Below are 24,600 nucleotides of genomic sequence, written 5' to 3' on the forward strand. Positions count from 1 at the left end.
GCGGCCGCTACATGGCGAACACGCGGCGCAACGACTGGGCGTGCAGCGCCCGGTTCTCCTCGGAAACAACCCAATCGGGAACCAGTGAATCGAAGCCGTTGAATGTCGCTGCAATAACGTGTAATTCGGTGTGGACGTAGGCGTGCAGTAGCCGGTTGGCATAGTCGATGGCTTCGTCGCGGCACGGGTCGATCTCTGAGCAACTGACGAACGTGGGCGGCAGCCCCTCGAGGTTGGCCCGGTGCGCGGGGACGTGTTGACCGCTCGCGGTCGCGTGGCCGAGGTAGTGGCCCCAGGCCCGGCTCACTGCCGGACCGTTGAGACCCGGCGTGCGCTGGAACTCTCGTCGCGACGGGGTGGCATCGGAATCGAGCATCGGCTGATGCAGGATCTGCACCAGCACCGGCGGCCCTTCCTCGTCGAACATGCGCTGGGTGAGGCTCGCGACCAGCGCCGCACCCGCGTCCCGGCCCATCACCGCGATGCGGCTGGGGTCGACGTCCAGGTCGGCGCAGTTGTCGACGGCGTAGCGGAAGGCCGCTTCCACGTCGTCAAGCGCGGCCGGACATGGACTTTCGGGTGCGAGCCGGTAGTCGACCGAGACCAGAAGGCAGTCGGCGGCACGGGCCAGCTCCACGCAATGCGCGTGATCGGTGTCCAGGTTTCCCGTCACGAAGCCACCGCCGTGGGCGTAGACCACCAGGGGCGCCCGGGATCCCGTGCCCCCACGATACAACCGAATGCGCAGCGGTTGGCCGCCCGGGCCGGCGATGGCTCGCGATTCCACGGTGACACCGTCGGTTTCGGCGGCCGCGGCCCGCTGGGCGGCGCGGGCATTGGCCTCTTTCCGCTCGACGGCCAGCGTCTCGGCGCGGAACTCGACGACGCCCAGCTCGATCGCTGCCTCCCGCAGCACCGGGTCGATCCGGTTAAGACCTTGCGGCCGCGTCATGTTGGTCTGCGTCAGATCGGCCACCGTGTCACCGTTCGCCGGGAAGCGCCTTCACGGTCGCCGGTAGCCCGTACAGAGCCGTCGCGTTGCCGCGCATGATCCGCTCCCGTTGGTCGGCGGGGAACCGGTTGATCGCGTAGGTCGGCGAGTCGTAGCTCCAGTGCGGGTAGTCCGTCGAGAACATCAGGTTGTCGCCGAAGTCCATCATCTCCAGGTACTCGCGGAATTCGACGGTGTCGGCGTCTTCCAGCGGCTGGGTGGTGAACCGGACGTGTTCGCGCACATATTCCGACGGGAGGCGACGCACGTGGGGCAGGTCGCCGCGGCGCGCCTCCCAGATCCGGTCCATCCGCGACATCACCGGCATCGCCCAGGTGAAGCCGCCTTCGACGAAGACCACCCGCAGGTCCGGGTGCCGATCGAACGCGCCGTCGAACACCAGGCTCATCAGGTGCGAGACGTACAGCAGCGGCCAGGATGCGAAGAAGTCGTGCCAGTGCGCGGGGTTGCCGACCGGGTACAGCGGTATCAGTTCGAAAGGAGTCTGGCCCATCAAATGGGTGGCGATGGGGAACCCGTTCCGCGCGGCCGCCTCGTAGAGCGGGTCGAAATGCGGGTTGCCGAAGGGGATTCCACGCGTCTGGGGTGTCATCAGCACTTGGGCCATGTACGGGTGTCCCGCCCATCGTTCCACTTCGCGGGCGGCCCGCTCCGGGGTCTGGGCGCTGACGCTGATCGATCCGCGCCAGCGGCCGTGCCAGTTGTACCTGTCCAGCCAGACGTCGGCGAGCCAGTCGTTGTAGGTCGACTTGAGCACGTGTTCGGCCTGCGGCAGTTGCGCGTCGCACATCGGCTCCAGCGTCGCGATGCTGACACCGGCATCGAGCAGCAACTGCTTGGCGGCGAAATCCGGGTCGCTGCCGGCGGCTCCGCCATTGGGCGGCCACGCGTCCATCCGTAGCGACGACGTCTTGTACGAATCCGGGGTGTCGTAGAAATGCGGGACGGGGCTGACGGCGTTGCCCGTCGGCCAGATCTGGTCCACCCATTCGGCGGGCGCGTAGGACTTGAGCACGTCGCTCGAGACCGGCAACGGGTGCACATCGGTGTCGACGATGGTGACCGCTATCTCGTCTTCTTGACCGGTTGGCGAGTCGAGTCGCTCGATCGTTGTCATCAGACACGCTCCTTCAGCCCGTAGAGCTCACTGGCGTTGCGCCACAACACCTTGTCACGCTGGGCGGCATCCAGCCCCTCGGCGATCGCGTCCGGCGCCGAGGTGGACCAGTGCGGATAGCTCGATCCGTACATCAGCAGGTCGGACTTGCCGGTGAAGTCCATCCAGCGCTGCACCGCGTCCGCCTCCGTCGGCCCGTCGAAAGCCGACGAGCAGAACCGGACGTGGCCGGGCAGGTATTCGCTGGGATAGCGGTCCACCCAGGGCGTCTGGTCGCGCATCGACAGCCAGAACGTGTCCAGCCGCCACATCAGCGGGGTGAGGATGTCGTAGCCGCCGTCGGCGAACACGAATTTCAGATCGGGGTGCCGGCCGAACACGCCCTCGATGATGAGCGTGGCCAGGTGCACGAAGTAGTTCAGCGGCATGAACGCCGCGTATCCCGGGTAGGTGTGCGCGTGGCCGGCGAAGGTGGGCGGGTGGTCGACGCCGTTGCCGCCGTTGATGTGCACCGCGACCGGCAGCCCGTGCGCGGCGGCGGCCTCCCAGATCGGCTCGAACATCGGTTTGCCGTACGGCTCGCGGGATTGCATGGGCACGCCGACCTGCACCAGCTTCGGGTGGCCGGCGAGGCGCTCGATCTCGGCGACCGCGCCCCGGGCGTCCTCGGGGTTGACGCGGATGGTGCCGCGGAACCGCTCGGTGGTGTCGGGCTCCAGCCAACGGTCGAGCAACCAGTCGTTGACCGCGGCGCAGATTCGGCTGTTGAGCAGGTAATCGGCGATGTTGCCCCGGGTCAGCGGGTTGAGGATGGCGTAATTGACGCCCATGTCATCGAACAGGTGCCGGCTCACGGTCTCCGGATCCGAACCCGGGTAGTGCTCGCCGTAGAGGTCCTCCCGGTAGTCGCCGCCGGGCGCCTGATACCACTGCTGCTCGACGTCGGGGATCGACCGCAGCTGGTGCGCGGCCGGGAGATAGCGGCGTATCTCGGCGTTGGACCGGAAGTGCGGTTGCACGCATGCGTCGATAATCATGCCGTCAGATACACCTCACCGTCGGTGACATCGACCCGGTAGGTGCGGACGCGACGCCGAGGATCGGCGACGTTCTGACCGGTGGTGACGTCGAATTCCCAATTGTGCCAAGGGCATCGAACGATCTGGCCGTCACGAACCCGGCGCATCCCGTCCGGCGATTCGGGGGCCGGTTCGTTGGTGCCACCGATCAGGCCGAGGCACAACGGGGCGCCCTCGTGTGAGCAGTAGTTGACGATCGCGTAGAGCTCACCGCGCACGTTGTAGACGCCCACGCCGAACTTTCCGACGTCGACAAGTTTCATCCCGCCGGGCGGCAGCTCGTCGAGCGTGCACACGAATCGCCGGTTGGGCACCTGAGAATCACCGCCTCCTCGGGTCAATACTGTGCGCATTACGGTAAAGACCACAAGCCGTTGGGCTTCGTTGCTATTTATATTATGATAGCGATATTCCCTCGGCACACGTATCCGCCCTTACCGGTGGCTCAGGAGGAGCGCGAATGACGCTCGGCACGGACCCGGACGGCCAGCCCGTCACCCTCGACCTCACCGGGGAAACCAGCCCCTACCCGTTCTTCGAATACATGAGGCGCACGGATCCGGTCTGGCACGGTTCCCTGGCGGACCACTCGCAGATGCCGGAGGAGCTGCGGCCGAACGACGAATGGGTCCTGTTCGGCTACGACGGCCTGTTCCAAGCGTTTCGCGACGACCGCGTCTTCACCTCGGCGAGCTACGACAAGACCATTGGATTGGTGATGGGCCACACCATCCTGGCGATGGGCGGCAAGGAACACCACGACCATCGCAGCCTGGTGGCCAAGGCCTTTCGGGCCACCGCGCTGGAGCGGTGGGAGCCGTCGGTCATCGGGCCGGTGTGCGATCGGCTGATCGACGAGATCAAGAATGAAGGCCACGCCGACCTGGTCAAGGCGCTGACGTTCGAATTTCCCACCCGGATCATCTCCGTGCTGCTCGGGCTGCCCCCTGAGGATCTCGACATGTTCCGGCGTTTGTCGCTCGACCTGATCTCGATTCCGACCGACATCGTGGCCGGGCTCAACGCGGCTGCCGAGCTGCACGGCTACTTCCTCGATCAGGTGGAGCAGCGGCGCCGCAAGATCACCGACGACATCATCGGCGACCTGGTCGCCGCGGAGATCGACGGCGAGAAGCTCAGCGACGAGGCGATCATCGCGTTCCTACGCCTGCTGCTGCCGGCCGGCCTGGAAACCACATATCGCTCGTCGGGCAACCTGCTGTACCTGCTGCTGACCCACCCCGAGCAGCTGGCGATGGTCCAGCGGGACCGGTCGCTGATTCCGGCCGCGATCGAGGAGGGCCTGCGGGTGGAAACTCCGCTGACGATGGTCATGCGGACCACCACCCGGGAAATCGAAATAGGCGGCAAGACAATCCCGGCCGACGCACAGGTGGACATGTGCATGGGCTCGGCCAACCGGGACGAAAGCCGTTGGTCCGACCCCAACACGTTCGACGTCCACCGCCCGCGCCACGCCCACATCGCCTTCGCGGCCGGCATTCACATGTGCCTCGGCATGCACCTGGCGCGGCTGGAAACGAGGGTCATGCTGAACAGCCTGTTCGACCGGGTCAAGAATCTGGCGTTGCTGCCCGACGACGGAAGCGGCGAGGAGTCCAGGATCGTCGGGCTCACCTTCCGCTCGCCCAACAAGCTTCCGGTCACCTTCGCCCCGGCCGCATGAGAAGCCGCGCCGCGATCCTGCACGACGTCGGCGGCCCGTGGTCCGTCGAGGAATTCGAGTTGGACCCGCCGCGCGCCGGCGAAGTCCTGGTTCAGCTGGCCGCCGCCGGGTTGTGCCACTCCGACGACCACATCCTCAAGGGCGACATGTCGGCGCCCAACGAGGTGATGCGATCCCTCGGCCTGCCGACCATGTTCCCGATGATCGGCGGCCATGAGGGGTCGGGCATCGTGCGTGAAGTCGGCGAGGGCGTAACCGATTTCGAGCCGGGCGACCACGTGGTGATGTCGTTCGTCGCGGTGTGCGGGCAATGCCGCTGGTGCGCGACCGGCGTCGAGTACCTCTGCGACGTCGGCATCGGCACCATGGTCCCGGGGATGCCCACCGACGGCACCTTTCGCCACCACACCGCCGACGGTCGAAACCTGGGCCACATCGCCAAGGTCGGTGCGTTCGCGCAACACACCGTGGTGTCGACGAATTCGCTCGTGAAGATCGAACCGCACCTGCCGCTGGCGCCCAGCGCGCTGCTGTCGTGCGCCATCCCGACCGGCTACGGTTCCGTCGCGAACCGCTCCAACATGCGCGCGGGCGACACCGTCGTCGTGATCGGCGTCGGCGGCATCGGCACCGGCGCGATCCAGGGCGCCCGAATCAACGGCGCCGCACAGATCGTCGCCGTGGATCCCGTTGAGTTCAAACAGAAATCGGCATTGCAATTCGGCGCGACGCACAGCGCGTCGACGGTCGCCGAAGCGCTCGACCTGGTGCGCGGCCTCACCTACGGCGTGATGGCCGACGCCGTCGTGCTGTCGCCGTCACTGATCACGCCGGAGGACGTGCGCGACGCGGTGCAGCTCACCCGCAAGGGTGGGACCTGCGTGCTCACCGGCATGACCTCGCAGTTGACCCGATCGGTCAAGATCGACCTGCAGGATTTCATCCTGATGAACAAGACCCTGGCCGGCACCATATTCGGCTCCTGCAACCCCAAGGCGGACGTCGCCAGGCTGGCCCGGCTCTACGAGACCGGCCAGCTGCAGCTCGACGAAATGATCACCAGGCGCTACCGCCTCGACGACATCAACGACGCCTACGACGACCTCCTCAACGGCAAGATCGTCCGCGGCATCATCGATTACGGGATCAGCTAATCCCTGCGGCCCATCACGTTGATTGTGAATCGTGGGCACTGTAAGTGAGTGCTGGGCGGACAAATCGCCGAAACCCCGCCCTGAGCACACGCCGAAAGCCGCCACCGCACATTCAAAATCCTGAACGCACTCTCGGCGCAACTAATTGCCCTTGCGGCCGATCACCCGCTGCATCTGACCGTACGCGTCGATCGGGCTGTGCAGCGCCAAGCCGCCGTCGGCGTGCACGACTTGACCCGTCACCCAAGGCAATTCGAGGACTCCGACGATCGCCCCGGCCACGTCGGCGGCCTCGCCCAGGCGGCCGAACGCCGTCCGCTCGGACAGGCCTTCGACCCAGCCCGGGAGTTGCTCCGGCTTCGCCAGCATCGGTGTCCGCGTGACGCCCGGCCCCACGGCGTTCACCCGGACGCCGTGCACGCCCCATTCCACCGCGGCGACCTTCACCAGCATGTCCACGCCGGCCTTAGACACGCAGTAGGCACCCATGTCGCGGTCGGCGAGGGTGCCGCTGATGCTCGAGACCGCGACGATGGAGCCGCCCGCGCCGGCGTCGATCATGGCCCGGGCCCCGGCGCGGATGGTCAGCCAGGTGCCGGTGAGGTTGACGGCCAACACCCGTTCCCAGGCCGCGGGTTGCTGTTCGAGCAGCATGCCCGACGCTCCGATCCCGGCGCAGGTGACTATGCGGGTGGGCACACCGTGGTCGCGCACGGTTTGTTCCATCGCCGCCGATACCGCGTCGGGATCGCTGACGTCGCAGGCGATGTCGCCGCCGGACAGGTCCCACACCACGACGGCGTGACCCGCCTCGCGCAGCCGTGCCGCGACCGCACGTCCGATCCCCGACGCGCCGCCGGTCACCAGCGCCGTCATTGCGGGGGCCCGATCAACTCGACGAGCACACCGTCCGGCGCCGTGATCACCGCCATCGGCACGGTCTTGCCGCCCGGGGCCGGCACGCTGATGCGACGCACGCCGTCGGCGAAACCCAATGCCGCCAAGGCCGTGAGAGTCTCGTCGACCTCGCGCTGCAGGGAGAGCAGGAAGAAGCCGTGCCGCGGGCGTTCGGGGGCGGCAGGGGCGTCGTCGGCGTCCGGGCCGCCCTCGAAGACGACCAGTTCGACGATCCCGGTGTCGGGGGTCCGCGGATCCCCGAGGAATATCGAGCGCAGGCGATCGGTCTTGGCGCCGAACAGTTCCGGCCAGTCCCCGGCGAAGGTGTGGTCGAACAGCTCGGCAAAGCCCAGGCCGTCGCGCCAGAACTTCGTCGAGCGTTCGACGTCCGCGGTGCAGATCGCGGTGTGGTGAATACCCGGCATGCGCCCACATTAGGCGCTTCTGGAGCCGCCGGGCCGATCATTCGACGTGAATTCCCGGCCCGGCGTCCTCACCAGCGCGGTGTCAGGCCTGCTTGAGCGCCTCGATCTCGAGTGTGACGGTGACCTTGTCGCCGACGACCGCGCCTCCGGTTTCCAGCGGCAGGTCGATGTCAATGCCGAAGTCCTTGCGGTTCAATACGACCGAGGCCTCGAAGCCAGCGACTTCGCCGTGGCCCATGCCCGGATTCACACCGTAGAAATCGAGGTCCAAGGCGACCGGTTTGGTCACGCCCTTGATGGTGAGGTCGCCGCGGAGCACGTAGCTGTCGCCGTTCGACTCCACCGAGCTGGAAGTAAATGTCGCGACGGGGAATTTGTCGACATCGAAGAAGTCGGACGACTTCAGGTGGGCGTCGCGTTGGCCGTTGCCGGTGTTGACGGAATCCACCGCGATCTCTGCCCGGACTGACGGCGTGCCGTCGTCGGCGATCACGATCGCGCCGCTGAAGTTATCGAAGCTGCCTCGTACCTTGCTGACCATCAGGTGACGTACCCAGAAGTTGATCGACGAGTGCACCGGGTCGATCGCCCACGTGCCGGAGGTGACCTGAGTCGTTGCGGTTGCAGTCATGTTTTCCGTCTTTCCTGTTCGGGGCGACGGCCTGCCCGACGCCCTTCCCAGGGCTAAGTGGACTATAGTCCGAATTTATTCCCGGCGACCTACCGGCGCTCAGTTGGTGGCGCGGGCTAACGCGGCAACCTGGTCAGCCAGGTCCGACAGCGCCCGGGCGGTCGCCAGTTCGTGGCGGGCTTCACGCGCCAGTCGGTCGGCCGGATGACGATACGCGACGCCCACCCCGGCCAGATGGGAACTGCCCCATTCCAGCTCGACCTTGGCGCACGTCCGTCCGTGGTGCTCGTCGATCGCCAGCGTGATCATTTGCTGTGTAGCAGATTGAGTGCTATTGGCGTAGTACATATCCGAATCATGGTGCGGGACAGAGTCATTTTCACGTTCATCGACCGGCGCGCCGCATACTGGTGACTTTGGTCCCACCCGCAATTGCCAATGGCACTTCGCAGTGCCTAGGCGATCTTCGCCGCCGTGCGATCCCACAACTCGCGGGCGAGGTCGGCGTCGTAGGCAACGCGGCTGGCTTTCCCGATTTTGCCCTTCGAGTAGTACTCGCCGGACGTCCAATCGACTCCGGGGGTGCTCGACGCCAACCAGACCAGCTGGTCGGCCGCCTCGTCGGCGGTGGCGGTTAGCCGGACCATCAACGGCACGTGATACTTCATGAAGACGAGGAACCGTGAACCCGATGCCTCGCCGAAGTTCGAGTTGACAAACCCGGGGTGAAACGTCGCGGCCGACAGCCCACTGTCGTGATATCGGCGATGTAATTCCCTGGTGAACAGGACGATTGCCAGCTTGGTGAGGGCATAGGCGGTGCTGGGCCTGCGTCGGGCCGTGTCCTCCAGGTCGGTGACGGTCACGCGGCGAAGCAGCTTGTGTGACGAACTGGTCGTGTTGACGACGGCGGCCCGGGACTCGACAAGCACGTCCATCAGCCGCGTGGTCAGCAAGAACGGCGCGAGGTAGTTGACCTGGAAGGTCGTCTCGTAACCGTCGCCGGTCGTCTCGATCGTGGTGAACATGCCGCCAGCGTTGTTTGCCAGCACGTCGATGCGCGAATACGCGGAGCGAATTTTGTCCGCCAACGCCCGCACCTGCGACAGGTCGGCGAAATCGGCGACGAAATGATCCGCGCCCAACTCGTCGGCCACGGCGGCGGTCTTGCGCGGCGATCGGCCGACCACGACGACGTTGTCGCCGCCTTGCCGCAACCGGCGGGCCGCCGCGGCCCCAACGCCGTCGCTGGCACCGGTGATGACGATCGTCCTGCGCGCCATAGCCTCGAGGCTAGGGAATCAGGTCAGCGAGTAGCGCACCGGCAGGTGTTTCAGGCCCCCGACGAAGGTGGTGGCGGTCAATTCCGGATCGCCGGTCAGCTCAATGGACTTCAGCCGGGGCAGCAGCTGGGAGAAGAAGCTGTTGACCTCCATGCGGGCCAGCGCCGCGCCCATGCAGAAGTGCACACCGTAGCCGAAGGCCAGGTGCTTGTTGGGATCGCGCCCGACGTCGAAGCGGAACGGGTCGTCGAAGACTTCCTCGTCGCGATTGGCCGATACGTAGGACAGCAGCAGCGAATCCCCTGCGGCGATGGGGATTCCGCGCGCGGTCGTGTCGCTGGCCGCGGTCCGCATGAACTCCTTGACCGGGGTGACCCAGCGGATCATCTCCTCGGTGGCCAACGGCATCAAGTCGAGGTTGTCGCGCAGGCGCTGACGCTGGTCGGGGTTGTCGATGAGCGCCTGCATGCCACCGGAGATGGTCGCGCTGGTGGTGTCGTGACCCGCGGTGGCGACGATCAGGTAGTACGACACGGTGTCGATGTCAGACAGCGGTTCGCCGTCGACGCGGGCGTTCGCGATCGCCGAAGCGAGGTCCTCGGTGGGGTGCTCGCGACGAGCCGCGGTCACCGCGTTGAAGTACTCGAACATGTCGAACAGTGCGGGCAGCTGGTCCGCGTTCGTGGTGCCGCGTTTGAATTCGGAGTCTTCGCTTCCGAACAGCTCCTGGGTCAGTTTGAGCATGCGGGGAAAGTCGTGCTCCGGCAGCCCCAGCAGCGACATGATGACGTAGAGCGGGTAATTGACCGCGACGTGCTGAACGAAGTCGCATTCGGGGCCGGCGGCCATCATCTTGTCGACGTAGATCTTGGCCAGCTCGTCGACGCGAACCTTCAAGGCCCGCATCGCCTTTGGACGAAACCAGTCGGAACCGATCGCACGGACGACCCGGTGCTGCGGATCGTCGAGGTGGATCAGGGTGCGCACGCCGGCGGCGATCGCCTGCTCGTCGCCCTCCAGCGTGGTCAGGACCGGGCGCGGCCAGTTGGTGAACAGCATGTTCTCGCGCTCGATGTCCATGATGTCGGCGTGCTTGGTGATCGCCCAGAACGGCTTGTAGTTCGGCACGTCGACCCACGACACCGGGGCGTTGGCCCGCAGGTGGGTCAGCGCCGCGTGCAAACGCGGCTCGTCGGTGTAGGCCAATGGATCCGTCAACAGCTTGGCGGCGTCATCCATCGTCGGCGTGCTCACTGGCGGAACTCCTTCATTGCGGCGCTTACACAGTCTTGCGATGCGGTCATAAAGATCGGCAGGACGCGATCGACCACGTCCGTGCAGCGGCTTTTCAGGGCGGCACCGACCTCGGCGACCGGGCCGACGACGGCGAAGGTCGCCAGCATGTCTTCGTCGATCAACGAACCCATGGCGTCCCACTCCCCCCGCTTGGACAGCCGGTTGAGCTCCTCGTGTAGCTCGCCCCAGCCATGCAGCTCCAGCACCTTGCGATAGGCCGGAGTCGATCCATAGAAGGCGATCTGCTTGCGCACGGCGGCGGTGGCCGTCCGCAGTTCGGCGTCGGTCTCCCCGGTGGCCACCAGCACTTCGGCCGACAGCTCGACGTCCTTGCGGGCCCGGCCCGCTCGCTGCAGGCCGCGCAGCAGCGCCGGGGTGGTGACCTCGGTGATGTAGCGCTTCGACACCATCGGGTGGCCCAGGTGGCCGTCCGCGACCTCGCCGCACATCTCGGTCATCGCTTCACCGACCGCGGCCAGGAACACCTTCGGCGGCGGGTAGGGCTGGGGCTCGGGGGTGAACATCGGGGTCATGATCTTGTGCGTGTAGAAGTCGCCCTCGAACGCGAGCTTGGTGCCGTCGCGCCACGCGGACCAGATCGCGTGCAGCGCCGAGACGAATTCCCGCATCCGGCGCGCCGGATGGCTCCAGGGCATGCTGAACCGCTTCTCGATGTGGGGCTGGATCTGGGTCCCCAGACCGAGGATGAACCGGCCCCGCGAGTACGCCTGCAGGTCCCAGCCGATGTTCGCGACGATCATCGGATTGCGGGCGAACGCCACGGCGATGTTGGTGCCCAGCTCGAGTCGCGACGTGTGTTCGGCGGCCAGTAGCAGTGGCAGAAAAGGGTCGTGACTGGTTTCGGCGGTCCAGCCGCCGTCGTACCCCTGCTCTTCCAGGGCTTGGGCGGCCTCGGCGGCCCGCGCCAGCTGATTGGGGATGCCCCCGTCGATCTTGAGGCGAGGGTCGTCAGCCATGCGGGTAACTTTACAGTAAGCAATCCAGTATGTGACCCTGCACGTGTAACGGCGATCGCGAGTTTCCATGAGGTAGGACATAGGCATGACAAAACCCCCGGACTGGCAGGAGACGCTCGAAGACCTCGACCGTCGCCGGCAGAGCGCACGGGGCATGGGTGGGCCCGAACGCCTCGACAAGCACCGCGGCAAGGGCAAGCTCGACGCCCGCTCGCGCATCGAGCGGCTCACCGACCCGGGGACGTTCCGCGAAATCGGCACGTTGGTCGGCGGCGAGATCGCGGCCGACGGGCTGGTCGTCGGCTCGGGTTTGATCAACGGTTCGCCGGTGATGTTGGGCGCGGAGGACTTCACCACCCTGGCCGGCAGCATCGGACCCGGCGGCAACGCGAAGCGCTACCGCATCGCCGAACTCGCGCTGCGCGACAAGGTTCCCCTGGTGATGCTGCTCGAAGGCGCCGGCTTTCGTCCCGGCGGCGGACATTACGGTCGTACCCCGACGGACCTGCTGTCCCAGGCGCAGTGCTCGGGCCGGGTGCCGACCGTCGCCGCCGTACTCGGGCCCTCGGCCGGACACGGCGCCCTCGTCGCCCCGGTCTGCGATTTCCGGATCATGAGCCGACAGGGCGCGATCTTCACCGCCGGCCCGCCGGTCGTCAAAGAGTCAACCGGAGAAGAGATCTCGAAGGAGGACCTCGGCGGGCCCGCCACCGCCCTACCGAGCGGGGTCATCCACAACGTCGCCGAGGACGACGAGGCCGTGATCGCCGAGATCCGCCGCTACCTGTCCTATTTCCCGCCGAGCGCGTGGTCGTACCCGGCGCCGCTGCCGCCCGACGAGGACAGCGAGCCACGCGCGACGCCCGAACTGCTCGACATCGTCTCCCGCGACAACCGCCGCGTCTACGACATGCGCGCCGTGCTGGACGTGGTCTTCGACCGGCCCGACTGGTTCGAAGTGCAGCCGCAGTACGGCCGGGCGATCATCTGCGCGCTGGCCCATCTCGGGGGCCACCCGGTCGCGGTGGTCGCGAATCAGCCGAACGTGCTCGCGGGCTCCATCGACGCCGCCGCCGCGGACAAGGCGGCGCATTTCATCCTGGTGGCCGACTCGTTCCATCTGCCCATCGTGTTCCTCGCCGACAACCCCGGCATGCTGCCCGGCAGCCGGTCCGAGCGCAGCGGCGTGCTGCGCGCCGGTGCGCGGATGTTCGCCGCGCAGACGGCGGCCACCACGATCAAACTGCACGTCACGCTGCGCAAGGCCTACGGATTCGGCTCAATGGTGATGTCGCTGCTGGGTTTCGATCACCAGAGCGCGACCTTCGCCTATCCGGGCGCGACCATGGGCGCCATGAGCGCGGCGGCGCTGGGCCGGGCGACGCACGCCGACGAGGACATCACCGCCAAGCTGCGCGACGCCGAGTTGCAGGCGTCCTATCGTTCGGCCGAGCACCTGGGATTCGACGAGCTCATCGATCCACGCGAAACCCGTGACGCGCTACTGGTTTCGCTGCGTCGTGCGCTGTCCAGCCGTCAGGCCGCGGCCGAGCCCGTCAGCCGGACCGTCATCCTGCCGTAGCGCTCGTCGCGAGCGAGCGTGTTTGTCCGCGACACGCCGCTCTGACGTGACATTGTGCGCACGCTCGCGGTCAGCCGGCCCGATAGGCCGTGACCACCGGCTCGAGTTCGTCCGGCGTCGCGCCGTGCATGATCACCGCGTCGGCCCCATAGTCGAACTCCTTGCGGATGCGGTCCACGCACTTCCGGGCCGAACCGGTGGCCGACGGTTCCAGCCACTCGTCGGGGATCAGCGTCGCGATGTGTTCGATCTGCTCGGGCGTGGCCTTGTGATCGATCCCGCCGGCGATCGACGTCACCACGGAGTCCTCCCGAAAACGCTGCAGCACAGCGGGATCCCACTCGTTGGTCTGCACCAGCAGATCGCCGTACCCCTGCAGATACGTGGCCAGGCGCGCCACGGTCTTCTTCAGCCGCAGCTGCTCGGGAAGGTGGTCGCCGACCGTGGCGAAGCACGACCACACCCGCACGCTGTCCGGGTCGCGGCCCGCCCTCTCCGCGGCGGACTTCACCGTAGCCACGCAGCGCTGCAGCGTCTCCGGGGTGAAGTAGGTGTGCAGGATGACGTCGTCGAACACCCGGCCGCCGAGCGCCAGCGTGTTCGGCCCGAATGCCACCAGCGCCAGGCGAATGTCCTCGTTGAAGTCCGGGTCGAGAAACAGGATCGGGTACTTTCCCATCGGGCCGTCGTGGTTGAAGATCAACTCGCCGTGCCACAGCCTGCGCATGACCTGGGCCCAGTCCTCCATCTGGGCGGTCGTCACGGCCGGGATGCCGAACGCCCCGTAGATGGCGGCGATACCGCGGCCGATGCCCAGGGTGAATCGCCCGCCGGAGAGCCGATGCATGGTGGTCGCCCACGATCCGGTTATCAGCGGATGACGGGTGTTGTGATTGGTTGCGGCGGTGGCGATTTGCATCCGGCTGGTCACCGCGCACGCCGCGCCGACGAGCGACGACGCCTCCTTGACGTTCCAGCGCTCGGAGATGAAGGCAGTGCCGAAGCCCAACTCCTCGCCGCGGCGGGCCTCGTCCATCAGGGTTGCCGGCCCCTCGCCGCCGGCCCCGGCGAGCAGGTAGTACCCCAATTCGTCAAGCGTGCGCTCGGTCAATTCCAAACCCCTTGCTGGTAGCCGCAATTCCAGACCTCGGTGATCCTGCCGCCGACGACGCGGAACACCTCGATGCTGCCGACGTTGGTCTCGATGCCGTCCTTGGTGGTCATCGACGAGTCGTAGACGATCGCCACGTGCTCGCCGTCGTCCCCCTCGACGACGATCTTGAGGTCGAAGCGCAACGAGTCGAACAGCGCCAACATGTCTGCCACTCGCTGCACCGCCTGAGCGTGGGTCAGCGTGTGCGCCTCATTGACCTCGTGCCGAATGACGTTGTCGCCCAGCAGCTCCTCGGCCAGGTCGAGATTGCGCTCGTTCCACACCACCAGGTTGTAGAGCTCAACAACTTCGCGGGCCGTCCGGGTGCCGGCCATCAACCGGCCACCTCTCGCAGGAAGCGTTCGGTCACCGCGAGCACGCGCCGGGAGAAGACGTGTCCGACGTGTCCGCCGTCGTACCAGTACAACTGGCCGCCCCAGCGTTCCTGCAGCGCGACCGCGGGGTCGCGCATCGCCATCCGGTCGTGCCAGGCCCCGACGATGAGCCGACGGTGTGGTGGCGGCGCGGGATCGGCCCGCAGTGGGTCGATTACCGAGGTCAGCATCGAGACCTCCGGCGAGCCCAACACCTCGCGGAAACCCGCGCGGGACTGCCCCCAGCGTCCGAGGTGCCGCGCGATCATCGCGTTGAGCCCGAGGATCGGGGTGTACAGCGCCACCGCGTCGATCTGCCTCTCCAGGTGAGAAACCAGCGCGGCCACCGGGGTACCCATCGAAATGCCCGACACCACAACGGCGGTGGCCTGCGGCTGGACCCAGCGCACCACGGCGCGGACCTCCGAGACCGCGCGCATCATGCCCGCGACGTTGCCCAGGGGATCGACGTCCGGGTAGGCCGGCCATTCGCGGCGCCGGCAGCCATGACCTGGCTGCACCGGCATCGCGACGTTGAAACCCAGCGTGTGATGTATCCGGCCGATCCGGGACAGCAACAGGTCCTCCGTGCCGCCCTGACCGGCGCCGTGCACCCACACCAGCCACGGGCGCGGGCCATCGCGATGCCGGCACAGGTGCACCACCGCGCGGGCCGGCCCGCCGAAGCATTCGGCCTCCAGCGTCGGCGGCAGGCCGGGATCGTGTTCAAACATCATCCGCTCGTATTCCAGGCCGGCGATCCTGCGCCGCCGTATCGACGTGGCCCGCAACGGCTTCGGCGCGGCGTGCGCCCCCTCGATGCCCAGTGCCGACAGTTCCTCGGCCGCCGCGCTGCACGAGTCCACCGGCCGCATCTCCGCCGGGCCGCCGGCCAGCAGCGAAAAACCGCTCAGCACAAGCTCGTCCAGCATGACCTCACCGAACTGACGCAGGCCCCGCGGGGACGCCGGCGCCCACCCGGTCGATTCGTGCAGGCCGGTGACCGTGCGGGGCAGCAGCATGCTCATCTCGCGGGCCAGCTCCTTGGAGAGCCCCAGCCCCCGTGTCGCCCATGACATACCGCTCACCTCGCCACGGCTAGGTCAGCTTGAACCCGGTGTATCCGCCCGCCGCGATCGTGTCGCAGCGGCGCCGGTATTCGGGAATTCCGCCGGTATAACCCCACCGTCTTACCAGGAATTGCGCGACGGGTGCCCCCAAACCGTCGGAGCCACCAGCGCGGTGGTGTGCTCGATCCACTCCTGGTCGAGGTGAATACGGCGCGCCTGGACTCCACCTCCGTGGTGTCCAGGAACCGGCAGTAGCGGGCGTGAGCTGCCGGATCGATTCCAGCTCGTCAGCCGCTTGGTTCATCTCTCTCTCCTTGTGGCTTACCGGCCGAACTGCTGAAATCTATACTGTAACGACCTTAGTATCAACGATCATGGGAGACGCCGGCGTGAAAGTGCCTTTCACCTGGAAAGTAACCGGCTGGTTCATGGTCGGGTGGTCACCCGAGTTCCCGGTCGGCGAGGTGCGGCCGCTGCACTACTTCGGCGAGGATCTGGTCGCCTACCGCGACGAGCAGGGCGAGTTGCACGTCCTGGAAGCGCACTGCAAGCACCTCGGCGCCCACATCGGTCACGGCGGCAAGGTGGTCGGCGACTGCGTCGAGTGCCCGTTCCATGGTTGGCGCTGGGGTCCGGACGGCACCAACCGTTACATCCCCTATCAGCCGGACCGGCCCAACCGTGCGCTGCGGCTTCGGGTGTTTCCGGTGCGCGAGCAGTACGACTGCGTGTTCGTCTGGCATCAGCCGGACGGCAAGGAGCCGCAGTGGGAGATGCCGGGCATCTTCAGAAAGTTCCCGCAGTTCGACACCGATCCGGCGGCGTATTACCGGGCGTATCCCGAGTTCTCCCGGCGCGCCGAGCGCGAACCGGTGCACCCGCAGATCGTGGCCGAGAACGCGCCCGACAGCGCGCACTTCGAATACGTCCACCACGCCACGGTGACGCCCCGGGTGCTGGACTGGAAGATCGTCGAGCACGAGTGGCAATTCATCGCCGGCTGGCCGGACGCCGGCAGCGACAACCCCGACGATCTCGCGCTGCGCTTCCACAGCCACCTGTTCGGCCTGGGCGGCGCGATCAGCGTCTTCGAGGGCGCGCAGAATCATCGGCTGATCTTCACCTGCACACCGGTCGACGACGAGTGCTCGGACCTGTTCTACTCGATCTGGTGGCCGCGCATCCCGGGCGACGACTCCGACGTGCCGGAGGGCAAGCTGCGCGAGGTGATCGAAAGGCAGTTCCTATCAACAGTTTTCGACGACCTGCAGATCTGGCGCTACCAGCGGTACGTGGAGCACCCGCCGCTGTCCAAGGTGGACGCGAAAGGCTATATGGCGCTGCGTAAGTGGGCCACGCAGTTCTACGAAGTACCGGCATGATGGCACTCGACGACCTGGTGGCGCCCGGGCACACCGCGATCGTCACGCAGGAATGCCAGGGCGCGGTGATCGGCCCGAAGGCCGGGCTGGCGGTCCTCGCCGAGGAGGCGCGCCGCGTCGCTCTGCCGAACATCGTCCGGCTCTTGCCGGGCGCGCGGGCGGCCGGGGTGCGCGTGGTGCACTGCCTGGTGCAGCGCCGGCCCGACGGGCTCGGCTCCAACCACAACGCCAGGATCTTCGCCATCGGCGGCGGAGACGTCGGCATCACCCCCGGCACCCCCGGGGCGGCCCTGCTGCCCGAATTGGGTCCCGAACCAACCGATCTGGTGCTGAGCCGCTGGCACGGCGTCGGGCCGATGGGCGGCACCGACCTCGACGCGGTGCTGCGCAACCTCGGGGTGTCCACCATCGTCGTGGTGGGCGTCTCGCTGAACATCGCGATCCCCAACGTCGTAATGGACGCGGTCAACGCCGCCTACCGCGTCGTCGTGCCGAAGGACGCCGTGGCGGGCGTGCCCGCCGAGTACGGCGAGGCCGTCATCGCCAACACCCTGTCGCTGCTCGCGACCATCACCACGACCGACGACCTGCTGCAGGCATGGAACAGGCCATGACCGAAACCGCGTCCGGGGTACAAGGCGGATTCCCCGAGATCAAACCGACCGAGCACGCGCCGCCCGGGCTGGGGCGGTTCGTCGCCGCGATGCGCCGCCTGCAGGACCTGACCGTGTCCACCAACAGTTCGATGTGGAGCACCGCGGCCGAGCACGTGGAAAGCGCCTGCGCGCTGCTGGACGGGCACCAGGTGCCCGAGGGCGTGTCGCCGGGCGGGCGCGTCATCGAACTGCCCGGGCTGGGACACCCGCTGCTGCCGCCATGGCTGGTCACCGAATCCGGGCCGGACGGCGTCACCATGCACGGCCACTTCACCCGCTCGCACGTGGGCGGGAACAACGCCGTCCACGGCGGCATGATTCCTCTCCTCTACGACTGGCTGTTCGGGATGATCGTGTCCACCGCCGGCGTCCCCCCTACCCGAACGGCCTACCTGCACGTCGACTATCGCAGCATCACGCCGATCGACGAGCCGCTGAGCGCCCAGGGCCGCATCTCGAACGTCGACGGCCGGAAATTCTTCGTAGCCGCTAGCATGACGGCTGCCGACGGCACATTGCTCAGCGAAGCAAACGGCCTGATGGTTCGCCTGCTACCCCACCAGCCGTGAGAGGCAAGATGTCAGACACCGCAACACAATTCACCGTTCCCGCAGTGGCGACGGCCGTCGCCGCGGCCATCCCCGACCGAGACCTGGTGATCCGGGGTGAACGGCACTCCAGCTACGCACAGCTCCTCGAAAGGGCGAACCGGCTCGCGGCATACCTGCGTTCACGAGGCCTGGGGTGCCACACCGAGCGCTCCGCGCTCGCCGGCCACGAGGTGGGTCAGGACCTGCTGGGCCTGTACGCCTACAACGGGAGTGAGTTCGTCGAGGCGTTGCTGGGCAGCTTCCAGGCGCGGGTCGCCCCCTTCAACGTCAACTACCGCTACGTCAAGAGCGAGCTGCAGTACTTGCTGAAGGACGCCGGCGCGACCGCCCTGATCTACCATGCCGCGTTCGCGCCGCGCGTGGCCGAAATCCTGCCGGATCTGCCGCAGCTGCGGGTGCTGATCCAGATCGCCGACGACTCGGGCAACGACTTGATCTACGGTGCGGTGGATTACGAGACGATCCTGGCGTCCAGTTCGCCGGAGCCTCCGCCCGTGCAGCACTCCCCCGATGACCTGTACGTCTTGTACACGGGCGGGACGACGGGCATGCCGAAGGGTGTGCTGTGGCGCCAGCACGACATCTTCATGACGTCCTTCGGTGGCCGAAACCTGGTGACGGGCGAGCCGTTCGGCTCCGTCGACGAGATCGTCGCCGGGGCCGCGGCCGGCCCCGGCACCAAGTTGCTGATCTTGCCGCCGCTGATCCACGGCGCGGCCCAGTGGAGTGTGATGACGGCGATCACCACCGGCCAGACCGTCGTCTTCCCTTCCGTCGTCGACCATTTCGACGCCGAAGACGTCGTCCGCACCATCGAGCGTGAACGGGTGATGACGGTGACGGTGGTCGGTGACGCGATGGCGCGACCCTTGGTCGCCGCCATCGAGCAGGGGATCGCCGACGTCTCGTCGTTGGCCGTGGTGGCCAACGGCGGCGCCCTGCTCACCCCGTACGTCAAGCAGCAACTCATCGAAGCGCTGCCCAACGCCCTGGTCATCGACGGCGTCGGGTCGTCGGAGACCGGCGCGCAGATGCACCACATGTCGATGTCGGGCGCGGTGTCGACCGGCACCTTCAACGCGGGGCCCGACACCTTCGTCGCGGCCGAAGACCTCACCTCGATCCTGCCGCCCGGCCATGAGAGCATGGGCTGGCTCGCGCAGCGGGGATACGTTCCGCTGGGCTACAAGGGCGATGCGGCCAAGACCGCCAAGACATTTCCGGTCATCGGCGGGGTGCGCTACGCGGTTCCCGGCGACCGTGCCCGCCACCGCGCCGACGGCGCCATCGAATTGCTGGGCCGCGATTCGGTGACGATCAACTCCGGCGGCGAGAAGATCTTCGTCGAGGAGGTCGAAACCGCGCTCGCGTCGCACCCGGCGGTTGCCGACGTGGTGGTTGCCGGGCGGCCGAGCGAACGGTGGGGACAGGAGGTCGTTGCCGTCGTCGCCCTGGCCGAAGGCGCGAGCGCGGACGCCGACGAGCTGATCAAGCACGCCGGCGAGTCCCTGGCCCGCTACAAGCTTCCCAAGGCGATCGTGTTCCGCCCAGTGATCGAGCGCAGCCCGTCGGGCAAGGCGGACTACCGGTGGGCGCGCGAGCAGGCGGAGAACGGCTGACGGCTAAGCCCGGAGCTTGGCGCGGAGCGAGAAAACCGCGCCCATATTGCCTACTGTAGTAATTACAGTACGATCTTACGCAAGGACCGCCCGTTCCTGCTGAAGATGCTGGAGATCTAGGTGACGACCAACGTTCAGACGGGTTCCCAAACCGGCTCGGAGACCGTCAGCCTGCGTGACCCCTACCCGTTCTTCGCTCATAAGCGACAGCAGGCCGGCGTGTTCCGCGGGACGGTCATGGACTACTCCAAGACGCCCGAATCGCTGCGGCCCAAGCGCGAATATTCCGCGGTGTCGTTCGACGCGGTGAACACGGTGTTCCGCGACGGCCGGGTGTTCAGCTCGGCACCGTACGACAAAACGATCGGCCTCTTCATGGGCCCGACCATTCTGGCGATGGAGGGAAAGAAGCATCGCGACCACCGCAACCTGGTGTCCGCGGCGTTCAAATCCAAAGCCCTGGCACGGTGGGAGCCCACCATCGTGCGGCCGATCTGCAACGCATTGATCGACGAGTTCATCGAAGCCGGCGAAGCCGACCTGGTCCGGCAATTCACGTTCGAATTCCCCACCCGCGTCATCGCCCAACTGCTGGGCTTGCCGGCCGAAGACCTGCCGATGTTTCGCGAACACGCCGTGGCGCTGATCAGCTACCACGTCAACTACGAGCGCGCGTTCGAGGCGTCGGCGGCGCTGAAGGACTACTTCGTCGCGCAGATCGAGCAGCGCAAGTCAAAGCCCACCGAGGACATCATCGGCGACCTGGTCACCGCGGAGATCGACGGCGAAAAGCTCAGTGACGAGGCGATTTACTCCTTCCTGCGCCTCCTGCTGCCGGCCGGGCTGGAGACCACGTACCGCTCGTCGGGAAACCTGCTGTATCTGCTGCTCGCCCACCCGGATCAGTTCGCGGCGGTGCAAGCCGACCGCGAGCTGCTGCCACAGGCAATCGAGGAAGGGCTGCGCTACGAGACGCCGCTCACCACGGTGCAACGGTTTGCGACGGAGGACACCGAGCTCGAGGGCGTCGAGATTCCGGCGCGCGCGGTGATCGGGGTGTGCATGGGTTCGGCGAATCGCGACGAGCGGCGCTGGGAACGCTCCGAGGAATTCGACATCTTCCGCAAGCACATACCGCACATCTCCTTCGCCGCCGGCGAGCACACGTGTCTGGGCCTGCACCTGGCGCGGTTGGAAACCCGGGTCGCGGTCGGCTGCCTGCTGGATCGATTGACCAACTTCGCCCTGCGGACCGACGGCGACCCGCACATCCACGGCCAGCCCTTCCGCTCCCCAACCGCCCTTCCAGTGACGTTCGACGCGAAGTAGGGTCGCCAAAATGGTGAAGGTAATGGAGGGCTTTCGGGTCCTGGAGCTTGCGCAGTTCACGTTCGTCCCGGCGGCGGGGGCGATTCTCGCCGACTGGGGCGCAGACGTCATCAAAGTCGAACACCCGACGCGCGGCGACACCCAACGCGGCTTCCTCAACATGGGCGGCATTCAGGTCGACCCGAACCGGCACCCGCTGATGGAGCATCCCAACCGGGGCAAGCGCAGCGTCGGCATCGACGTTTCGACGCCGGGCGGCCAGGAAGTGATCTACGAACTGGCCAAGACGTCCGACGTGTTCCTGACCAACTACATGCCGGCACAGCGGCAGAAGCACAGGTTCGACGTGGAGCACATCCGCGCGGTGAACCCGAACATCGTCTATGCCCGCGGATCGGCCTACGGCGACAAGGGCCCAGAGCGCGACGTCGGCGGCTACGACGGGACGGCATTCTGGACGCGCAGCGGCGTGGGGTACGCGCTGACACCCGAGGAGCTGGGTGGCGCACTGGGACAGGGGATTCCGGCGTTCGGCGACTCCATCGGCGGCATGTTCATCGCCGGCGGCATCTCGGCCGCGTTGCTGCATCGCGAACGCACCGGCGAGGCTGTCGAAATGGACGTGTCGTTGCTCAGCACGGCCTGGTGGGCGGCCGGCGCCAGCGTGACCCAGGGGATGGAGACCGGGCAGGTCATGCGCACGTCCATGCCGGGCTCCCTGGCGCCGTCGGTGAATCCATTCATGGGCAACTACGGAACGTCCGACGGCGGCACGATCAACCTGTGCATCATCAGCCCAACGGGCGTCATCCGGGACACCTTCGAGCACCTCGGCATCCCCGAGGCCGCCGACGATCCCCGCTTCTCCGACGTGCTCCCGTTGATCCAAAACGCCGACGCGGCCGCCGAGTTGATCGCGAAGGCCTTCGCCGCCAAGCCTTTTGCGTATTGGCGCCAGCACCTCAAGACGATGAAGGGTCAGTGGGCCCCGTTCCAGAGCCTCATCGACCTGGCCGACGACGAGCAGGCCATCGCCAACGACATGATCGCCGAGGTCGAAGTCGCAAGCGGCGGAGAGCCGTTCCGCGTCGTGCGCGGCCCGGTCCAGTTCAACCATGAGCCGCTGGTGACGACGCGCGCGCCGCAAGCCTCCGAGCACACCGAGATCGTCCTGATGGAACTTGGGATGGACTGGGACCGCATCGAGCAACTCAAGGACGCGGGGGCCATCGCTTGACCGACGCCTACTACGAGCTGGCCGATCCACACGATCCACTGGGTGAGAGGTTCAGCGCGTCGGATCACGTCATCAGCACGTGGTCGCCGACGATGCAGAACGCGGCCCCCGTCTCGGCGCTACTGGTCCGCGCCCTGGAGCGCTGCTCGCCGCGCGACGACGCCCGGCTGAGCCGCGTCGTCGTCGACCTTCTCGGGCCGGTGCCGGTCGACGGGCCGCTATGGGTTCGCGCGCACGTCGAGCGCCCCGGAACCAAGATCGAGTTGCTCGACGCCCAAATGCTGGCGCCGGGTCCCGACGAACGGCCGCGACCGGTCGCCAACGCGATCGCCTGGCGCTTCCAGGAGGGCGACGCGGCGGAGCTGTGTTTCACGCCCGCTCCCCCGCTGACACCGGTCGCCCAGGGGCGCCCCCGTCGGCCCGACAGCGACGCCAACCAGACCTATATCCAAAGCCTGGATTGGCGCTGGCTCAACGACATTCTCAACGACGTGCCCGGCGAGTGCTGGGCCCGACCCGTCGTCGACCTCGTCAAGGGGGAAACGATGACGGCGATGCAGCGCCTGTTCGCGGTGGCCGACATCGCCAACGGCATGGGCAGCCGGCTCAGCGTCGCCGAATGGCTCTTCCTCAACACCGATCTCACCGTGCACATCCATCGCGTGCCGGAAGGCGAATGGATCGGCGTTCGAGCCGAAAACCATTACGGTCGAGACGGAGTGGGTGTCTCCGTCGCCACACTTTTCGACGAGCGCGGAGCGGTGGGCGCCCTCCAGCAAGCACAGCTGGTGCGCCGCCGTTAGAGCCGCCAGACACAAGGAGGTAGGGATGACGAACGACGTCGCGATCATCGGCGTGGGTCTGCACCCCTTCGGCCGCTTCGAGGGCAAGTCGGCCATGCAGATGGGCGTCGACGCGATCTTCGCCGCGGTCGCCGACGCCGGCATCGAATGGAAGGACGTCCAGTTCGCCGCCGGCGGCAGCTGGACGGTCGCGAACCCGGACGCCATCGTCGGCATGGTCGGCCTGACCGGCATCCCGTTCACCAACGTGTTCAACGCCTGCGCGACGGCGGCCAGCGCGGTCAAGGCCTGTGCCGACGGGATCCGGTTGGGCGACTACGACATTGGCATCGCCATCGGCCTGGACAAGCACCCGCGCGGGGCGTTCACCGAAGATCCGGCGCTGGTGGGTATGCCGCGATGGTATGCCGAGAACGGGCAGTATCTGACCACCCAGTTCTTCGGCATGAAGGCGAACCGGTATCTGCACGAGCACAACATCTCTGCGCAGACGCTGGCCAAGGTCGCCGCCAAGAATTTCCGCAACGGGGCCTTGAACCCCAACGCGTTTCGCCGCAAGCCGATGTCCGAGGAGAACATTCTCGGATCGCCCGTCCTGAACTACCCGCTGACCCAATACATGTTCTGCGCCCCCGACGAGGGTGCCGCGGCAGCGGTGATGTGCAGGGCCGACATCGCGCACCGCTACACCTCCAAGCCCGTCTACCTACGCGCGGTGGAGGTGCGCACCCGCCGCTACGGGGCCTACGAGGTCAACACCACCTTCGCGCCGGTCGATGAGGATGTGGCGCCGACGGTATACGCCGCGCGTAGCGCGTTCGAAAAGGCGGGCGTGGCCCCCGCCGACGTCGACGTTATCCAACTGCAGGACACCGACGCGGGCGCCGAAATCATCCACATGGCCGAGTGCGGATTCTGCGCGGACGGCGATCAGGAGAAGCTGCTGGCCGACGGGGCCACCGAGATCGGCGGACCCATGCCCGTCAACACCGATGGCGGGCTGATCGCCAATGGCGAGCCGATCGGCGCCTCCGGGCTGCGCCAGATCCACGAAATCGTCCGGCAACTCCGCGGCGAGGCCGGCGATCGTCAGGTCCCCGGCGGTCCCAAGGTCGGATTCACCCAGTTATACGGCGCCCCCGGCACCGCGGCGGCAACCATCCTGACGACCTGAGCTTCGGAGCCGCTGTAACTTTCGACCGGCCCGCTTCGTCGTAGTGGCGAAC

At 67.0% G+C, this 24,600-nt stretch carries 25 protein-coding genes and 1 pseudogene; 11 read left to right on the forward strand and 15 right to left on the reverse strand.

Going from position 1 to position 24,600, the window contains the following annotated elements:
* Positions 1-7: 7 nt before the first annotated feature.
* The 4 genes from AC5Y2S_RS14060 to AC5Y2S_RS14075 are packed head-to-tail and all read right to left on the reverse strand — an operon-like array spanning position 8 to position 3,522.
* Positions 8-967, reverse strand: a complete 960-nt coding sequence (locus AC5Y2S_RS14060; protein WP_499957047.1) for an alpha/beta hydrolase — start codon at positions 965-967, stop codon at positions 8-10.
* Positions 968-980: 13 nt separating this feature from the next.
* Entirely contained in the window at positions 981-2,129 is a 1,149-nt protein-coding gene (locus AC5Y2S_RS14065) for an amidohydrolase family protein (protein WP_499956720.1), read from the reverse strand.
* Entirely contained in the window at positions 2,129-3,166 is a 1,038-nt protein-coding gene (locus AC5Y2S_RS14070) for an amidohydrolase family protein (protein WP_499956721.1), read from the reverse strand. Before AC5Y2S_RS14070 ends, AC5Y2S_RS14065 begins: the two co-directional genes overlap by 1 nt.
* Positions 3,163-3,522, reverse strand: coding sequence for a Rieske (2Fe-2S) protein (locus AC5Y2S_RS14075; RefSeq protein ID WP_499956722.1), 360 nt, complete (start codon positions 3,520-3,522; stop codon positions 3,163-3,165). The genes AC5Y2S_RS14070 and AC5Y2S_RS14075 overlap by 4 nt, the downstream gene beginning before the upstream one ends.
* A 146-nt stretch (positions 3,523-3,668) precedes the next feature.
* On the opposite strand from AC5Y2S_RS14075, the gene AC5Y2S_RS14080 reads away from it, so the two are divergent.
* Both AC5Y2S_RS14080 and AC5Y2S_RS14085 read left to right on the forward strand, forming a co-directional pair.
* Entirely contained in the window at positions 3,669-4,895 is a 1,227-nt protein-coding gene (locus AC5Y2S_RS14080; protein ID WP_499956723.1) for a cytochrome P450, read from the forward strand.
* Positions 4,892-6,049, forward strand: a complete 1,158-nt coding sequence (locus AC5Y2S_RS14085; protein ID WP_499956724.1) for a Zn-dependent alcohol dehydrogenase — start codon at positions 4,892-4,894, stop codon at positions 6,047-6,049. The genes AC5Y2S_RS14080 and AC5Y2S_RS14085 overlap by 4 nt, the downstream gene beginning before the upstream one ends.
* 141 nt (positions 6,050-6,190) lie before the next feature.
* Here AC5Y2S_RS14085 and AC5Y2S_RS14090 read toward each other — a convergent pair whose 3' ends face one another.
* The 7 genes from AC5Y2S_RS14090 to AC5Y2S_RS14120 form a co-directional block, all read right to left on the reverse strand.
* Positions 6,191-6,925, reverse strand: a complete 735-nt coding sequence (locus AC5Y2S_RS14090) for an SDR family NAD(P)-dependent oxidoreductase (protein WP_499956725.1) — start codon at positions 6,923-6,925, stop codon at positions 6,191-6,193.
* Positions 6,922-7,371 (reverse strand): VOC family protein, encoded by a 450-nt coding sequence (locus AC5Y2S_RS14095; protein WP_499956726.1) that lies wholly within the window; start codon positions 7,369-7,371, stop codon positions 6,922-6,924. Before AC5Y2S_RS14095 ends, AC5Y2S_RS14090 begins: the two co-directional genes overlap by 4 nt.
* A gap of 82 nt (positions 7,372-7,453) precedes the next feature.
* The gene (locus AC5Y2S_RS14100) at positions 7,454-8,002 is read right to left on the reverse strand and encodes a YceI family protein (protein WP_499956727.1); all 549 of its coding nucleotides are present in this window, start codon (positions 8,000-8,002) and stop codon (positions 7,454-7,456) included.
* A gap of 99 nt (positions 8,003-8,101) precedes the next feature.
* The gene (locus tag AC5Y2S_RS14105; RefSeq protein WP_499956728.1) at positions 8,102-8,350 is read right to left on the reverse strand and encodes a dsRBD fold-containing protein; all 249 of its coding nucleotides are present in this window, start codon (positions 8,348-8,350) and stop codon (positions 8,102-8,104) included.
* 107 nt (positions 8,351-8,457) lie between these two features.
* Positions 8,458-9,285 (reverse strand): SDR family NAD(P)-dependent oxidoreductase, encoded by an 828-nt coding sequence (locus AC5Y2S_RS14110; RefSeq protein ID WP_499956729.1) that lies wholly within the window; start codon positions 9,283-9,285, stop codon positions 8,458-8,460.
* A gap of 18 nt (positions 9,286-9,303) precedes the next feature.
* Positions 9,304-10,524, reverse strand: a complete 1,221-nt coding sequence (locus AC5Y2S_RS14115; protein ID WP_499957048.1) for a cytochrome P450 — start codon at positions 10,522-10,524, stop codon at positions 9,304-9,306.
* 11 nt (positions 10,525-10,535) lie between these two features.
* On the reverse strand, positions 10,536-11,558 hold the full coding sequence (locus AC5Y2S_RS14120; RefSeq protein ID WP_499956730.1) for an LLM class F420-dependent oxidoreductase: 1,023 nt from the start codon (positions 11,556-11,558) through the stop codon (positions 10,536-10,538).
* An 85-nt stretch (positions 11,559-11,643) separates the two neighbouring features.
* Here AC5Y2S_RS14120 and AC5Y2S_RS14125 point away from each other — a divergent pair, with 85 nt between their 5' ends.
* Positions 11,644-13,140 (forward strand): acyl-CoA carboxylase subunit beta, encoded by a 1,497-nt coding sequence (locus AC5Y2S_RS14125; protein WP_499956731.1) that lies wholly within the window; start codon positions 11,644-11,646, stop codon positions 13,138-13,140.
* Positions 13,141-13,210: 70 nt separating this feature from the next.
* Here AC5Y2S_RS14125 and AC5Y2S_RS14130 read toward each other — a convergent pair whose 3' ends face one another.
* The 4 genes and pseudogenes from AC5Y2S_RS14130 to AC5Y2S_RS14145 form a co-directional block, all read right to left on the reverse strand.
* Positions 13,211-14,251, reverse strand: coding sequence for a TIGR03857 family LLM class F420-dependent oxidoreductase (locus AC5Y2S_RS14130; protein WP_499956732.1), 1,041 nt, complete (start codon positions 14,249-14,251; stop codon positions 13,211-13,213).
* Positions 14,248-14,628 carry a nuclear transport factor 2 family protein gene (locus AC5Y2S_RS14135; protein WP_499956733.1) on the reverse strand — a complete coding sequence of 127 codons (381 nt, stop codon included), beginning with the start codon at positions 14,626-14,628 and terminating at the stop codon, positions 14,248-14,250. Before AC5Y2S_RS14135 ends, AC5Y2S_RS14130 begins: the two co-directional genes overlap by 4 nt.
* Positions 14,628-15,746: an alpha/beta hydrolase family protein gene (locus tag AC5Y2S_RS14140; RefSeq protein WP_499956734.1), complete on the reverse strand. Its 1,119-nt coding sequence runs from the start codon at positions 15,744-15,746 to the stop codon at positions 14,628-14,630. The genes AC5Y2S_RS14135 and AC5Y2S_RS14140 overlap by 1 nt, the downstream gene beginning before the upstream one ends.
* Positions 15,747-15,765: 19 nt before the next feature.
* Positions 15,766-15,932: pseudogene (locus tag AC5Y2S_RS14145) on the reverse strand (cyclohexanone monooxygenase); the annotation flags it as partial.
* Between the two features lie 194 nt (positions 15,933-16,126).
* Between AC5Y2S_RS14145 and AC5Y2S_RS14150 the strand changes: the two are divergent.
* From AC5Y2S_RS14150 to AC5Y2S_RS14185, 8 genes are all read left to right on the forward strand, one after another.
* Positions 16,127-17,119 (forward strand): Rieske 2Fe-2S domain-containing protein, encoded by a 993-nt coding sequence (locus AC5Y2S_RS14150; protein WP_499957049.1) that lies wholly within the window; start codon positions 16,127-16,129, stop codon positions 17,117-17,119.
* Positions 17,116-17,733, forward strand: a complete 618-nt coding sequence (locus AC5Y2S_RS14155) for a cysteine hydrolase family protein (protein WP_499956735.1) — start codon at positions 17,116-17,118, stop codon at positions 17,731-17,733. Before AC5Y2S_RS14150 ends, AC5Y2S_RS14155 begins: the two co-directional genes overlap by 4 nt.
* Positions 17,730-18,344 (forward strand): PaaI family thioesterase, encoded by a 615-nt coding sequence (locus tag AC5Y2S_RS14160; protein ID WP_499956736.1) that lies wholly within the window; start codon positions 17,730-17,732, stop codon positions 18,342-18,344. Before AC5Y2S_RS14155 ends, AC5Y2S_RS14160 begins: the two co-directional genes overlap by 4 nt.
* A gap of 8 nt (positions 18,345-18,352) precedes the next feature.
* Complete coding sequence (locus AC5Y2S_RS14165; RefSeq protein WP_499956737.1) at positions 18,353-20,005, forward strand: acyl-CoA synthetase; 1,653 nt, start codon at positions 18,353-18,355, stop codon at positions 20,003-20,005.
* 120 nt (positions 20,006-20,125) lie between these two features.
* Complete coding sequence (locus AC5Y2S_RS14170; protein WP_499956738.1) at positions 20,126-21,334, forward strand: cytochrome P450; 1,209 nt, start codon at positions 20,126-20,128, stop codon at positions 21,332-21,334.
* Between the two features lie 22 nt (positions 21,335-21,356).
* Positions 21,357-22,571: a CaiB/BaiF CoA transferase family protein gene (locus tag AC5Y2S_RS14175; RefSeq protein ID WP_499957050.1), complete on the forward strand. Its 1,215-nt coding sequence runs from the start codon at positions 21,357-21,359 to the stop codon at positions 22,569-22,571.
* A complete protein-coding gene (locus AC5Y2S_RS14180) occupies positions 22,568-23,374 on the forward strand; it encodes a thioesterase family protein (protein WP_499956739.1) in 807 nt (268 codons plus the stop codon). Before AC5Y2S_RS14175 ends, AC5Y2S_RS14180 begins: the two co-directional genes overlap by 4 nt.
* Before the next feature lie 25 nt (positions 23,375-23,399).
* Positions 23,400-24,548: a thiolase family protein gene (locus AC5Y2S_RS14185; RefSeq protein ID WP_499956740.1), complete on the forward strand. Its 1,149-nt coding sequence runs from the start codon at positions 23,400-23,402 to the stop codon at positions 24,546-24,548.
* Positions 24,549-24,600 lie beyond the last annotated feature (52 nt).

Source organism: Mycobacterium sp. NGS69 (genome assembly GCF_059812165.1).

Coding starts and splice junctions, on each gene's coding strand:
- AC5Y2S_RS14080 (WP_499956723.1), top strand. CDS start 3,669: ATGACGCTCGGCACGGACCCGGACGGCCAGCCCGTCACCCTCGACCTC.
- AC5Y2S_RS14165 (WP_499956737.1), top strand. CDS start 18,353: ATGTCAGACACCGCAACACAATTCACCGTTCCCGCAGTGGCGACGGCC.
- AC5Y2S_RS14115 (WP_499957048.1), bottom strand. CDS start 10,524: ATGGATGACGCCGCCAAGCTGTTGACGGATCCATTGGCCTACACCGAC.
- AC5Y2S_RS14085 (WP_499956724.1), top strand. CDS start 4,892: ATGAGAAGCCGCGCCGCGATCCTGCACGACGTCGGCGGCCCGTGGTCC.
- AC5Y2S_RS14070 (WP_499956721.1), bottom strand. CDS start 3,166: ATGATTATCGACGCATGCGTGCAACCGCACTTCCGGTCCAACGCCGAG.
- AC5Y2S_RS14065 (WP_499956720.1), bottom strand. CDS start 2,129: ATGACAACGATCGAGCGACTCGACTCGCCAACCGGTCAAGAAGACGAG.
- AC5Y2S_RS14125 (WP_499956731.1), top strand. CDS start 11,644: ATGACAAAACCCCCGGACTGGCAGGAGACGCTCGAAGACCTCGACCGT.
- AC5Y2S_RS14155 (WP_499956735.1), top strand. CDS start 17,116: ATGATGGCACTCGACGACCTGGTGGCGCCCGGGCACACCGCGATCGTC.
- AC5Y2S_RS14140 (WP_499956734.1), bottom strand. CDS start 15,746: ATGTCATGGGCGACACGGGGGCTGGGGCTCTCCAAGGAGCTGGCCCGC.
- AC5Y2S_RS14105 (WP_499956728.1), bottom strand. CDS start 8,350: ATGTACTACGCCAATAGCACTCAATCTGCTACACAGCAAATGATCACG.
- AC5Y2S_RS14185 (WP_499956740.1), top strand. CDS start 23,400: ATGACGAACGACGTCGCGATCATCGGCGTGGGTCTGCACCCCTTCGGC.
- AC5Y2S_RS14095 (WP_499956726.1), bottom strand. CDS start 7,371: ATGCCGGGTATTCACCACACCGCGATCTGCACCGCGGACGTCGAACGC.
- AC5Y2S_RS14090 (WP_499956725.1), bottom strand. CDS start 6,925: ATGACGGCGCTGGTGACCGGCGGCGCGTCGGGGATCGGACGTGCGGTC.
- AC5Y2S_RS14110 (WP_499956729.1), bottom strand. CDS start 9,285: ATGGCGCGCAGGACGATCGTCATCACCGGTGCCAGCGACGGCGTTGGG.
- AC5Y2S_RS14160 (WP_499956736.1), top strand. CDS start 17,730: ATGACCGAAACCGCGTCCGGGGTACAAGGCGGATTCCCCGAGATCAAA.
- AC5Y2S_RS14135 (WP_499956733.1), bottom strand. CDS start 14,628: ATGGCCGGCACCCGGACGGCCCGCGAAGTTGTTGAGCTCTACAACCTG.
- AC5Y2S_RS14120 (WP_499956730.1), bottom strand. CDS start 11,558: ATGGCTGACGACCCTCGCCTCAAGATCGACGGGGGCATCCCCAATCAG.
- AC5Y2S_RS14100 (WP_499956727.1), bottom strand. CDS start 8,002: ATGACTGCAACCGCAACGACTCAGGTCACCTCCGGCACGTGGGCGATC.
- AC5Y2S_RS14175 (WP_499957050.1), top strand. CDS start 21,357: ATGGAGGGCTTTCGGGTCCTGGAGCTTGCGCAGTTCACGTTCGTCCCG.